This is a genomic window from Streptomyces sp. NPDC056347 (assembly GCF_042262625.1).
Classification (GTDB): domain Bacteria; phylum Actinomycetota; class Actinomycetes; order Streptomycetales; family Streptomycetaceae; genus Streptomyces.
The window spans coordinates 1-13632 of the sequence record NZ_JBHJQP010000206.1; the positions used below are offsets into that span (position 1 = coordinate 1).

The following is a 13632-nucleotide window of genomic DNA, read 5'->3' on the forward strand; positions in this document are numbered from 1 at the left end:
GCCCCGCCGGCCGGGTTCTGCCTTTAACACCTCTAAAAAACCCCGGCGCCCGCGCGGGGGGGGCGCGGGGCCCTCGCCGTGTCGTCGATGCCGTACGGGGAAACGCTGCGTGTACGGTTCAGCCGACCGCGGGGTCCCCCTTGGTGTAGGAGAGCCGCTCGACCTGGCCCGGCTGGAACTTGTCCTCGACCTTCTTGCCGTTGACGAAGAGTTCGATCGAGCCCGCGTCGCCGAGGACGAGGTCGACCCGCTCCTGGTCCTGGAAGGTCTTGGTCTGGCCCTGGAGGAGCAGGCCGTCGAAGAGCAGCCGCCCGTTGTGGTCCTTGGCGGAGATCCAGCTCTTTCCCTGGCTGGCGTCGAGCCGCACCGTCACCTTGTCCCTGGGGGCGGCCGCGATGGCGCTGTCGGAGGGGGCGGGCTTGGGGTCGACGGGCTTGTGGGTCTTCGGCGCGGGGGTCTTCGTATCGGGCGTCGACCCTTCCGCGAGCTGGGTGGACCCGGTGGTGTCGTCGCCGCCCTTCAGGGCGGTGAAGCCGACGAAACCGACGACGGCGACGATCGCCGCGACCATGGCCGCCGTCCAGTTCGGACGACGGGGTTCGGAACGGATGCGTTCGGCTTCGAACAGCGGGGCCGCGGGTGTGGGCGCGGGCCGGCCGCCGTGTTCCGCGTCGTACTGCGCGACCAGCCGGTCCGCGTCGAGGCCGACGGCACGCGCGAGAGTACGGACATGGCCGCGGGCGTACACGTCGCCGCCGCAGCGGGAGAAGTCGTCCTCCTCGATCGCGTGCACGATGGGGATGCGCACCCGGGTGGACGAGCTGATCTCTTCGACCGTGAGACCTGCGGCGATACGAGCCTGCTGAAGCGCTCGACCGATCGAAGGCCGGTCGTCTTCGGGGGAGTTGCCGATGGACACGGGGGCGCCTTTCGAGCGTGAGCCACCTGCTGGGTGTTCAGTCTAGGGGGGTGACGAAAGGGTGGGGCAACCGGGAGGAGGGCCTTTGTCCTCCATCGGACTCGAACACCGTCCGATTCCCCGGACCGTCCCGGGAGGACAATTCTGCCGCCCCTCCCTCCTGGTTGACGTACGACCCGGCCAAAGGGTTGCCCGTACTTCACCTACGGGGCGGATCCCCCGCGGATGACGGCCAGCACCCCGTCCAGTTCGTCGGGTTTCACGAGGACGTCCCGGGCCTTCGAACCCTCGCTCGGTCCGACGATGTTCCGGGACTCCATCAGGTCCATCAGCCGGCCGGCCTTGGCGAAGCCGACCCGGAGCTTGCGCTGGAGCATCGAGGTGGATCCGAACTGCGTGGAGACGACCAGTTCGGCGGCCTGGCAGAGCAGGTCCAGGTCGTCGCCGATCTCCTCGTCGATCTCCTTCTTCTTGGCGGTGCCGACCACCACGTCGTCGCGGAAGACCGGTGCCATCTGGTCCTTGCAGTGCTGGACGACGGCCGCGACCTCCTCCTCGGTGACGAAGGCGCCCTGCATACGGGTGGGCTTGTTCGCCCCCATCGGCAGGAACAGGCCGTCGCCCTTGCCGATGAGCTTCTCGGCGCCGGGCTGATCGAGGATGACCCGGCTGTCGGCCAGCGAAGAGGTCGCGAAGGCGAGCCGGGAGGGCACGTTCGCCTTGATCAGGCCGGTGACGACGTCGACCGAGGGCCGCTGCGTCGCGAGCACCAGGTGGATACCGGCGGCGCGGGCCAGTTGGGTGATCCGCACGATGGCGTCCTCCACATCGCGCGGGGCCACCATCATCAGGTCGGCGAGCTCATCGACGATCACCAGCAGGTACGGATACGGGGAGAGCTCCCGTTCGCTGCCCTCGGGCGGCTTGACCTTGCCCTTGCGGACGGCTTGGTTGAAGTCGTCGATGTGCCGGTACCCGAACGCGGCGAGGTCGTCGTAGCGCAGGTCCATCTCGCGCACGACCCACTGGAGCGCCTCCGCGGCGCGCTTCGGGTTGGTGATGATCGGCGTGATCAGGTGCGGGATGCCCTCGTACGCGGTCAGCTCGACGCGCTTGGGGTCGACCAGCACCATCCGGACGTCCTCCGGGGTCGCCCGCACCATGATCGAGGTGATCAGGCAGTTGATGCAGGAGGACTTGCCGGAACCGGTCGCACCGGCCACCAGCACGTGCGGCATCTTCGCCAGGTTGGCCATCACGTAGCCGCCCTCGACGTCCTTGCCGAGCGCGACCAGCATCGGATGGTCGTCCTCCGCCGCGTCCGCGAGGCGCAGCACGTCGCCGAGGTTGACCATCTCGCGGTCCGTGTTCGGGATCTCGATGCCGACCGCGGACTTTCCGGGGATCGGGGAGATGATCCGTACGTCGGGGCTGGCGACGGCGTACGCGATGTTCTTGGCGAGCGCGGTGATCCGCTCGACCTTCACCGCGGGGCCGAGCTCCACCTCGTACCGCGTGACCGTCGGCCCGCGGGTGAAGCCCGTGACGGCGGCGTCGACCTTGAACTCGGTGAAGACGTTGGTCAGCGCGGCGACGATGGTGTCGTTGGCGGCGCTGCGGGTCTTGCCCGGGCCGCCGCGCTCCAGGAGGTCGAGCGAGGGCAGCGCATAGGTGATGTCGCCGGAGAGCTGGAGCTGCTCGGCGCGGGCGGGCAGCGGCTGGGACTGCGAGTCCGGCACGCTCTTGGTCAGGTCGGGCACGCTGCCCGAGGGAACCGCCGCCTTCTCCGGCCGGCCGCCCTTGCCGCCGCCGGAGCCGGATTCGGCCTCCCTGGCGCCCGGCACCGGTGTGCCCCTGCGGTCGCGCTCGACCGCCACGCCCTGGGTGAGGTCGGCGACGATCGGCGAGGGCGGCATGCCGTTGAGCACCGCCCCGTCGAGAGCGGCTGCCGCGGCGGCCGCCACATCCACCGCGTCCATGGTGCGGTTCATCGCGGGCTGCACGGAGGGCCTGCGCGGCCGTCGGCGCTTGGAGAGCGCCTCTGCCTCGGCCTGCTCCGGGTCGTGGTCGGCGGCTGTCTCGGAGCGGCGTGCCGGGGAGCGGCGGGAGCGCTCGGGCAGCGACTCGCGCCACTGATCCTCGTAGCGCTCGTCGTCGTTCCCCTCGCCCCCCTCGGGGTCGTACTCCGGGTGGAGGACGCCCAGCTTCGTGCCGAGCAGCCGCAGCCGCTGCGGGATCGCGTTGACCGGCGTCGCGGTGACGACGAGCAGCCCGAAGACGGTGAGCAGAAGCAGCAGTGGTACGGCGAGCACCTCGCCCATCGTGTACACGAGCGGCTTGGAGGCCCCCCAGCCGATGAGCCCGCCCGCGTTCTGCATCGCTGTGGTGCCGTCCTCACGGCCGGGCGATCCGCACGCGATGTGGACCTGGCCGAGCACTCCGACGACCAGCGCGGAGAGCCCGATCACGATGCGGCCGTTGGCCTCGGGCTTCTCGGGATGGCGGATCAGCCGTACGGCGATGGCACCGAGCAGTATCGGTACGAGGAGGTCGAGCCGGCCGAAGGCCCCGGTGACGAGCATCTCCACGAGGTCGCCCACGGGCCCGCGCAGGTTCGACCAGGTGCCCGCGGCGACGATCAGCGCGAGTCCCAGGAGCAGCAGCGCGAGGCCGTCCTTGCGATGCGCCGGGTCGAGCCCCTTGGCGCCGCGCCCGATGCCGCGGAACGTCGCGCCGACGGCGTGCGCCGTGCCGAGCCAGACGGCGCGTGCCAGGCGGTACACACCGCTGGTGGGCGAGGGGGCGGGTTTGGGCGGCGGCGCCTTCTTGGCGGGAGTCTTCTTCGCGGGCGCGGTCTTCTTCGCTGCGGTCTTCTTGGCGGGCGCGGCTTTCCTGGCCGGCCCCGCGCTACGGCCGACGCTCTTCGCGGTGCCCGCCGTGCCCTGGGAACCCTTGCCGGACGTACGTGAGGCCATGGTGCCGAGGTTACCGGTGTTGATGGCTGTTAACACGCGCGACCATCGCTTCACCCGTCCGTGTCGCTGCGCGGAGGACGTGAACTGACGCCCGTTCACCGTCGGCCGCCGCTCCTCCGGCGTACCGAACAGCGTTGGACGGCGCGGAGTTGGACCCGTGGCCCGGGCAACCGCCCGCCCCCGGCCGGGAATCGCACGGCCCGGAGGGCTCCGGCGCCGCGGCGGCGGCGTTACGAGGGCAGCGCGGCGGCGCTGCTGCCGGTGCCGGGCTCCAGGGCGTCGAGCGCCCGGCGCAGCCCGGTCAGCTTGCGCTCCAGATGGGCGGCGGTCGCCACGGCGGCGGCGTCCGCCGACTCGTCGTCGAGCTGCTTGGAGAGCGCCTCGGCCTGCTCCTCGACGGCCGCGAGCCGCGCCGAGAGCTCGGCGAGCAGCCCCGCGGGCTCCTTCTCGCGGCCCGGGTCGTCCGCGTCCCCCTCCAGCTGGAGGCGCAGGAGCGCCGCCTGCTCGCGCAGCTTGCAGTTCTTCATGTACAGCTCGACGAAGACCGAGACCTTGGCCCGCAGCACCCACGGGTCGAACGGCTTCGAGATGTAGTCCACCGCGCCGGCCGCGTAACCCCGGAAGGTGTGGTGCGGGCCGTGGTTGATCGCGGTGAGGAAGATGATCGGGATGTCCCGCGTCCGCTCCCGCCGCTTGATGTGCGCGGCGGTCTCGAAACCGTCCATGCCCGGCATCTGGACGTCCAGCAGAATGACCGCGAAATCGTCCGTGAGCAGCGCTTTGAGCGCTTCCTCCCCTGACGATGCCCGTACCAGGGTCTGATCGAGCGCAGAGAGGATGGCCTCCAGCGCCAGCAGATTCTCCGGCCGGTCATCGACCAGGAGGATCTTGGCCTTCTGCACCATGGCCCGTCCTCCTCGCCCCGGAAATGCACCGGGCGCCGCCCCAGGGGACGACTCCCTTGCGCCGTCCGTCCTTGTGCCGGTCATGGTAGCCGCACCCCGCCCGTCGCCACACCCTGTCACCGCGATGTCACTGTGCACACAGCAGAAACGCGGTGGGGGACCAGAAGGTTCCCCGTACAGCGCCTTCCTACACCCCTGCGGACATAGTCGATCAGCAACTCATCGTGATTCGCTCGACAAATGATCACTTCTCATGCATCCACTGCTCCATTACGGAAAGAAGATGATCAGGATCGACGGGCTTGGTGACATAGTCGGAAGCACCGGATTCGATCGCCTTCTCCCGGTCCCCCTTCATCGCCTTCGCCGTCAGTGCGACGATCGGCAGCCCGGCGAACTGCGGCATCCGGCGGATCGCCGTCGTCGTGGCGTAGCCGTCCATCTCCGGCATCATGATGTCCATCAGGACGACCGCCACGTCGTCGTGCTGCTCCAGGACCTCGATCCCGACCCGGCCGTTCTCCGCGTACAGCACCGTGAGCCCGTGCTGTTCCAGCACGCTGGTGAGCGCGAAGACATTGCGGATGTCGTCGTCGACGATGAGCACCTTCTCGCCGCGGAACCGGAACGTCCGGCGAACCTCGGGCTCCTCCTGCGCCGCGAGCGCCCACGGCTCCTGCGGCGCCGACGGTGCACTGCTCCGGGACGGGAGCGCGGGCCGCCGCTCCGCGCCCTCCAGGCTCTTGCGACGGCGCCGCATCAGCCCGGAGACACCGGCCGCCCCCGGCGTCGGGGCCACCGGCTCCACGGCCGGACCACCCTCGGGCAGCAGCCCCTCCTCGACACCGGAGCCGGACACCTCACCGGCCCCGGCCTGCGGGTAGCCCTGCTGCGGCAACTCCCTGGGGTGCAGCGGCAGATACAGCGTGAACGTCGATCCGCGGCCGGGCTCGCTCGCCGCGTGGATCTCGCCGCCCAGCAGCCGGGCGATCTCCCGGCTGATGGACAGCCCGAGCCCCGTACCGCCGTACTTGCGGCTGGTCGTGCCGTCCGCCTGCTTGAACGCCTCGAAGATCACCAGCATCTTGCTGGACGCGATTCCGATTCCGGTGTCGGTGACCGAGAACGCGATCAGATCCGCGCTCGCGTCACGCAGCGAGCCGGCCTCCAGGAGCTGCTCGCGGATGGCGTTCGGCACGTCCTCGTTCGCGAGCCGGATGACCAGCTCCACCGCCCCGCTGTCGGTGAACTTCACCGCGTTGGAGAGCAGATTCCGCAGCACCTGCAACAGTCGCTGCTCGTCCGTACGCAAGGTCGCGGGCAGTTCCGGCGATACCCGTACGGAGAAATCGAGCCCCTTCTCCGCGGTGAGCGGCCGGAATGTCGCCTCCACGTAGTCCACCAGCTGGACCAGCGCGATCCGGGTCAGGCTGACGTCCATCTTCCCCGCCTCGACCTTCGTCAGGTCGAGAATGTCGTTGATCAGCTGGAGCAGATCGGAACCGGCTCCATGGATCGTCTCGGCGAATTCCACCTGCTTCGGCGAGAGATTGCCCTCGGCATTGTCCGCGAGCAGCTTCGCCAGGATGAGCAGCGAGTTCAGCGGCGTACGCAACTCGTGCGACATATTGGCCAGGAACTCGGACTTGTAGCGCATCGAGACCGCGAGCTGTTCGGCGCGCTCCTCCAGGACCTGCCGGGCCTCCTCGATCTCGGTGTTCTTGACCTCGATGTCGCGGTTCTGCTGGGCCAGCAGTTCGGCCTTCTCCTCCAGTTCCGCGTTCGAGGCCTGAAGCGCCTTCTGCCGGTTCTCCAACTCCTGGGAACGGTCCCGCAATTGCACGGCCAGCTCCTGGGACTGCTCGAGGAGCTTCTCGGTCTTCGTATTGACGCTGATGGTGTTGACGCTCGTCGCGATCATTTCGGCGAGCTGGTTGAGGAAGTCCCGCTGAATGTGGGTGAACGGCTGGAACGACGCCAGCTCGATCACACCGAGGACCTTCCCCTCGAAGAGCACCGGCAGCACGATCACATGCGCGGGCGGCGCCTCCCCGAGGCCGGAGGAGATCTTCAGGTAACCCGGCGGCACGTTGTCCACCTGGATGGTGCGCTTCTCCTCGGCCGCCGTGCCGATCAGCGTCTCGCCCGGCCGGAAGGACGTCGGCATCGAGCCCGCCGAATAGCCGTAGCTGCCCCGCATGCAGAGCTCGTACGAGCCCTCCTCGTCGCTGTCCGCGCCCACCCCGGTCTCCCCGGTCGGCATGGCCAGGAAGAACGCGCCGTGCTGCGCGGAGACGACCGGGGTCAGCTCGCTCATGATCAGCGAGGCCACGTCGTCCAGGTCGCGGCGGCCCTGCATCAGACCGGAGATCCGGGCGAGGTTGCCCTTGAGCCAGTCCTGTTCCTTGTTGGTCGCCGTGGTGTCGCGCAGGTTGGCGATCATGGTGTTGATGTTGTCCTGGAGGGCCTGGATCTCACCGGCCGAGTCCACGTCGATCTTCAGATTGAGATCGCCCCGGGTCACCGCGGTGGCCACGGCCGCGATGGCGCGCACCTGACGGGTGAGGTTGCCGGCCATCTCGTTGACCGACTCGGTCAGATCGCGCCAGGTGCCGTCGACGTCCCTGACCCGTGCCTGGCCGCCCAGCTGTCCTTCCGTACCCACCTCACGGGCCACCCGGGTCACCTGCTCGGCGAAGCTCGACAGCTGGTCGACCATCGTGTTGATGGTGTTCTTCAGCTCCAGGATCTCGCCCCGGGCGTCGATGTCGATCTTCTTGGTCAGGTCGCCCTTGGCGATGGCGGTGGTGACCGCGGCGATCTGGCGCACCTGACCGGTCAGGTTGGACGCCATCGAGTTCACCGACTCGGTCAGGTCCTTCCACGTCCCGGAGACCCCGGGCACCCGCGCCTGGCCGCCCAGTTCGCCCTCCGTACCCACCTCGCGGGCGACCCGGGTCACCTCGTCGGCGAACGACGACAGCGTCGTCACCATCGTGTTGACGGTGTCCGCGAGTTCGGCGACCTCGCCGCGCGCTTCGACCGTGACCTTCTTCCGCAGATCACCGTTGGCGACCGCCGAGGAGACCCGGGAGATGTTCCGCACCTGACTGGTCAGGTTGTTGGCCATCAGGTTGACGTTGTCGCTCAGGTCCTTCCAGATGCCCGTCGCGCCCGGCACCCGCGCCTGACCGCCGAGGATGCCTTCCGTGCCCACCTCGCGGGCGACCCGCGTCACCTCGTCTGCGAAGTTGAGCAACTGGTCGACCATGGTGTTGACGGTCGTGACCAGTTCGAGGATCTCGCCCCGGGCGTCGACGGTGATCTTCTTGGAAAGGTCTCCGTTGGCGACCGCGGTGGTGACCTCGGCGATGTTGCGGACCTGGATGGTCAGGTTGTTGGCCATGCGGTTGACGGACTGGGTCAGGTCCTTCCACGTACCGGACACGCCCTGCACTTCGGCCTGACCGCCGAGAATGCCCTCCGTACCCACCTCACGGGCGACCCGGGTCACCTGTTCCGCGAAGTTCGACAGCTGGTCGACCATCGTGTTGATGGTGTTCTTCAGCTCCAGGATCTCCCCCCGGGCATCCACGTCGATCTTCTGCGACAGGTCACCGCGCGCCACCGCCGTGGCAACCTGCGCGATGTTACGGACCTGAGCGGTCAGATTGCCCGCCATCCCGTTCACCGAATCGGTCAGATCACGCCACACCCCGGCGACGCCGGGTACCTGGGCCTGTCCGCCGAGCCGCCCGTCGGTGCCGACCTCGCGGGCGACCCTGGTGACCTGCTCGGCGAAGGCGGAGAGCTGGTCGACCATGGTGTTGATGGTGTTCTTCAGCTCCAGGATCTCCCCCCGGGCATCCACGTCGATCTTCTGCGACAGGTCGCCCTGCGCCACCGCCGTGGTCACCTGGGCGATCTGGCGGACCTGGGACGTCAGGTTCCCGGCCATGAAGTTGACGGAGTCGGTGAGCTCCTTCCAAGTGCCCGAGACCCCGGGCACCCGCGCCTGGCCGCCGAGTCGTCCCTCCGTACCCACGTCACGCGCCATCCGCGTCACCTGGTCGGCGAAGCTCGACAGCTGGGCCACCATCGTGTTGACGGTGTTCTTCAGCTCCAGCATCTCCCCCGCGACATCCACGGTGACCTTCTGCGACAAGTCACCATTGGCCACCGCGGTCGTCACCTGCGCGATGTCCCGCACCTGCCCCGTGAGGTTGCGGAACGCCGCGTTCACCGAGTCGGTCAGGTCCTTCCAGGTCCCCGCCGCCCCCGGCACCTCGGCCTGGCCGCCGAGCCGGCCCTCGACACCGACCTCGCGGGCCACCCGGGTCACTTCCGAACCGAAGGCCTGAAGCTGGGCCACCATCGTGTTGACGGTGTTCTTCAGCTCCAGCATCTCCCCCGCGACATCCACGGTGACCTTCTGCGACAAGTCACCGTTGGCCACCGCCGTGGTCACCTGCGCGATGTCCCGCACCTGCGTCGTCAGGTTTCGGAAGACCGTGTTCACCGAGTCGGTCAGGTCCTTCCAGGTCCCCGCCGCCCCCGGCACCTTCGCCTGGCCGCCCAGCCGGCCCTGCCCGCCGACCTCGCTGGCCACCCGGGTCACCTCGTCGGCGAAGAGCCGCAGGGTGTCGGTCATCTGGTTGATGGTCTCGGCCAGCTGCGCGACCTCGCCACGGGCGCTCACGGTGACCTTCTGGGACAGGTCGCCATTGGCGACCGCCGTGGTCACCTCCGCGATCCCACGCACCTGGGAGGTGAGGTTCCCCGCCATCGTGTTGACGGAATCGGTCAGGTCCTTCCACACCCCGGCCACACCGGGCACCTCGGCCTGACCGCCGAGCTCGCCCTCCGTACCCACCTCGCGGGCGACCCGGGTCACCTCGGAGGAGAACGACGACAGCTGGTCGACCATCGTGTTCACGGTGTTCTTCAGCTGGAGCATCTCGCCGGCCACATGGACGGTGACCTTCCGCGACAGGTCGCCCTTGGCGACCGCCGTCGTCACCAGCGCGATGTCCCGCACCTGAGCGGTGAGCCGGTACGCCATGGTGTTCACGGAGTCCGTGAGGTCCTTCCAGGACCCGGACATCCCGCGCACCTGGGCCTGACCGCCCAGCTTGCCCTCGGTACCCACCTCGACCGCGACCCGGGTCACCTGCTCGGTGAACGCCGACAGCTGGTCGACCAGGCTGTTGACCGTACGGGCGACCTTCAGGAACTCGCCGCGCAGCGGCCGCACCGTTTCGTCGGAGGTGTGCGAGCGCAGTTCCATCCGCTGTTCGAGATCACCGTCGGCCACCGCCGACAGCACCCGCCCGACCTCCGAGACCGGGCGGGCCAGATCGTCGACCAGCTCGTTGGACGCGTCGATCGCGGCGGCCCAGGAGCCCTCGCAGGCGCCCGTCTCCAGCCGCTCGGTGAGCTTGCCCTCGCGTCCCACCACCCGCCGGACCCGGGCCAGCTCACCGGTGAGGTGCAGATTCCGGTCCGCGACTTCGTTGAAGACCGCAGCGATCTCCGCCATCACACCGTCGCCCGAGACGGTCAGACGCCTGCGGAAATTCCCGTCGCGCATCGCCACCAGCCCCGCCAGCAGTCTGTTGAGCGCTGCCGCGTCGACATCGATGGTTCCATTGCGCTGTTTCTTCACGGACTGTCCGCCTTTTGTGCGCGTGCTCTTGCCCCGCGCCGCCACGCCAGACTCCACCGTGTCCCTCCCGCAGGGGTTGACCGTATCGCTCGGGCCGTATCTGGGAGCTTGCCCAGTTCTTGCTTTGGCTCACCGCCACAGCCCACCGTCGACGGGTGACCATGGGGACGTCAAATCGTTGAAACGTACCAGGCGCGTCGTCGCGGGAGCGCAACCTCCGGGGGTTGCCCCGCATCCTCCCGCCGAGAAGCCCACACTTGTCCGGCCACAGGTCCGTTCCTGTTCGCTCCTGCTCGAAGTCGCCCCTCGTGTATCCCGCACCGAGAACGAGCGTCTAGCCTGGCAGGCGTATCGAAGCGGCGAGAAACGGGCACAGGACTCGGGGAAGCGACGAGACACCATATGGGGAGTGCTGTGATCACCGCGCGTGCGGCCGCCACCTTCGACCCGGCCGGCCGCTCCGTTGCGACCGCCCGCGCCTTCGTGCGTGACACCCTCCAGGGGTGGGGCTACACCGATGTCGTCGACGACGCGGTCGTCCTCACCAGCGAGCTGGTGACCAACGCCGTGATCCACGCGGGCACCGCCGCGGACGTCCTCTGTCTGCGCACCGAGGACGGAGTCCGCATCGAGGTCTCCGACCACTATCCGGAGCGTGAGGTCCCGCTCCAGAGCACCGGCCTGGAATTCGGCAGCCCGGACCGTGAGAACGGTCGCGGGCTGCTGCTCTGCGCGGCACTCGCCACCCGGTGGGGCGTCGAGTACTCACCCACCCGCAAACACGTCTGGTTCCAGCTCGACCTCCCGGAACGCCCGGTCGGTATCCGGTCCGCGGGCCCGCAGCTCCCCGTGGGACTCCTGCCGGTCGCCGACGAGCGCGTACGGGTGGCGGTCGTCCAGATCGACAGCACCGGCTCCATCGCCGCCTGGAACGAGGACGCCACGTTCCTTTTCGGCCATACCGCCGAGCAGGTCGACGGAAAACAGTTCACGGACTTCACCGCCTGGCCGCAGACGCCAGGCACCAACACGGGTATCGCCGATGCTCTCCAGCTCTCGCGCTGGGAGGGCAGCTACGGAATCCGCGACGTCGACGGCCGGATCGTTCCCGTCTACGCCTCGCACCTCAGGGTCCGTGACACGCAGGGCGATCCGTCGACGGTCTGCCTGCTCGTGCGTGACTACGAGCGTGCCGTGCTCCAGTCACCGCCCCGCACCCCGGTGTCCGACGCAGCTGCGGAGAGCGGCAAGGCCGACCCGTTCGAGATCTTCATCGGCTCCCCCGCCCCCGACGACCTCGACGGCCTGCTTCAGCGCACGGCCGAACGGGCCCGCGACATGCTCGACGCCGACGCGGCCTTCCTGCTCCTGGCCACGGACGACGAGACGGAGCTGGAGGTACGGGCCACCACGGGCCTGCCCTCCGCCCGCCAGCGATTCGCCCGCGTCCCGGTGGAGGCCGGCACCGGACGGTACGGCTCCGCCCGGATGCCCGCGGTCCACGAGGACCTCGACAACGTCCCGGGCGCCGTCCCGCTGCTCGCCGGAACGGGCATGCGTTCCGTCGTCACCGTCCCACTGAAGGTCGAGGGGCGGCTCACGGGCTCCCTGGGGGTCGCCGCCGAGGCGGCCGGCCGCTACACGAACGAGGAGGCCCTGCGCCTCCAGTTCGCCGCCGACCGGATCGCGCTCGCCGTGGAGTCGGCCCGCCTGGGCGAGCTGGAGCGGCTCCGCCGTGGCTCGCTGTCCTTCCTCGTCGAAGCCTCCGACCTGCTCGCCGGAACCCTCGACCGGGACCAGACGCTGGCTCTGATGGCCCAGATGACGGTCCCCACCCTGGCCACCTGGTGCGCCGTCTACACGATCGCCGACCAGGCCTCGGACCCGTACCTCTCCTACGTGCTGCACGAGGACGAGGACCTCATCGACGACCTCAAGGCCCTCCTCTCCCGGATCGCCCCGCCGGAACCCGTACCGGCGCCCGGCGTCCGGGTCTGGACGGCCCCGTCCGAGGCCGCGCACCAGGCGGCACTGCGCAGTTCGATGCGCACCCTGGGCCTCGGCGAGAACGGCCGGCTCGGCGAACCGGGCAGGCTCGGCCCCGCCGTGCGTACAACACTGGCCACCGCGGCCGCCGTGGGCGGTGAGACGGTCGTGCTGCCGCTGGTGGCCCGCAACCGTGTCATCGGCATGCTGACGCTCGGCAAACCGTCCGGCGACCACTTCCGCCAGGAGATCCTGGAACTGGCCGAGGACCTCTCCCGCCGTGCCGCGCTGGCTCTCGACAACGCCCGCCTCTACTCGGAACGCATGGCGATCAGCCAGTCCCTCCAGCGCAGTCTGCTGCCGCCGGGACTGCCCGAGATCCCCAATGTGGAGATCGAGGTCATCTACCGGGCAGCCGGCGAGGGCAACGAGGTCGGCGGCGACTTCTACGACGTCTTCCCCATCCGCGACGGCGCCTACGGCTTCGCCATCGGTGACGTGTGCGGTACGGGCCCGCAGGCCGCAGCCGTCACTGGCCTCGCACGGCACGCGCTGCGCCTGCTGGCCCGCGAGGGCTTCGGCGGGCCGGCCGTCCTGGAGCGCCTCAACGCCGCCATCCTGGACGAGGGTTCCCGAAGCCGCTTCCTGACCCTCCTGTACGGCGAGCTGTGGCCACAGGAGGACGGCAGTGCCCTGCTGAAGGTGGTCTGTGCGGGACACCCGCTGCCGCTGCGCCTGCGCCAGGACGGCTCCGTAGAGGCCGCCGCCGAACCGCAGCCTCTGCTCGGCGTCATCGAGGACCTCGAACTGTACGAGCAGACCGTCACCCTCGCCCCCGGTGACGTCCTCCTGTGTGTCACCGACGGCATCACCGAACGGCGTGAAGGCACTCGCATGCTGGGCGACGACGGCCTGGCGGAAGTGCTGACGACCTGTACCGGCCTCACAGCGGGTGCGGTGGCCGCGCGCATCCTGCGGGCTGTGGAGCGCTTCGCCGCCGAGCCGGCCTCGGACGACATGGCCATCCTCGCCATGCGCGTGCCGGAACCGCCCACGGTGTAGTCCGTGATCCGAGCATCAACGAGAAAGGCCCCCGCCGTTTGGCGGGGGCCTTTCCTTTTTCTATTGAGCCCCAATGCGGAATCGAACCGCAGACCTTCTCCTTACCATGGAGACGCTCTA

At 69.2% G+C, this 13632-nt stretch carries 5 protein-coding genes; 1 reads left to right on the forward strand and 4 read right to left on the reverse strand.

Annotation, left to right across the window (positions count from 1 at the left end):
* Nucleotides 1-118 precede the first annotated feature (118 nt).
* The 4 genes from ACFCV8_RS31835 to ACFCV8_RS31850 form a co-directional block, all read right to left on the reverse strand.
* The gene (locus ACFCV8_RS31835) at nt 119-919 is read right to left on the reverse strand and encodes a helix-turn-helix domain-containing protein (RefSeq protein ID WP_376688965.1); all 801 of its coding nucleotides are present in this window, start codon (nt 917-919) and stop codon (nt 119-121) included.
* 203 nt (nt 920-1122) lie between these two features.
* The gene (locus tag ACFCV8_RS31840; RefSeq protein WP_376688966.1) at nt 1123-3894 is read right to left on the reverse strand and encodes a DNA translocase FtsK; all 2772 of its coding nucleotides are present in this window, start codon (nt 3892-3894) and stop codon (nt 1123-1125) included.
* A gap of 230 nt (nt 3895-4124) precedes the next feature.
* Complete coding sequence (locus tag ACFCV8_RS31845; RefSeq protein ID WP_376688967.1) at nt 4125-4799, reverse strand: two-component system response regulator; 675 nt, start codon at nt 4797-4799, stop codon at nt 4125-4127.
* 244 nt (nt 4800-5043) lie between these two features.
* Nucleotides 5044-10464: a HAMP domain-containing protein gene (locus ACFCV8_RS31850; protein ID WP_376688968.1), complete on the reverse strand. Its 5421-nt coding sequence runs from the start codon at nt 10462-10464 to the stop codon at nt 5044-5046.
* A 402-nt stretch (nt 10465-10866) separates the two neighbouring features.
* On the opposite strand from ACFCV8_RS31850, the gene ACFCV8_RS31855 reads away from it, so the two are divergent.
* The gene (locus tag ACFCV8_RS31855) at nt 10867-13512 is read left to right on the forward strand and encodes a SpoIIE family protein phosphatase (RefSeq protein ID WP_376688969.1); all 2646 of its coding nucleotides are present in this window, start codon (nt 10867-10869) and stop codon (nt 13510-13512) included.
* Nucleotides 13513-13632 lie beyond the last annotated feature (120 nt).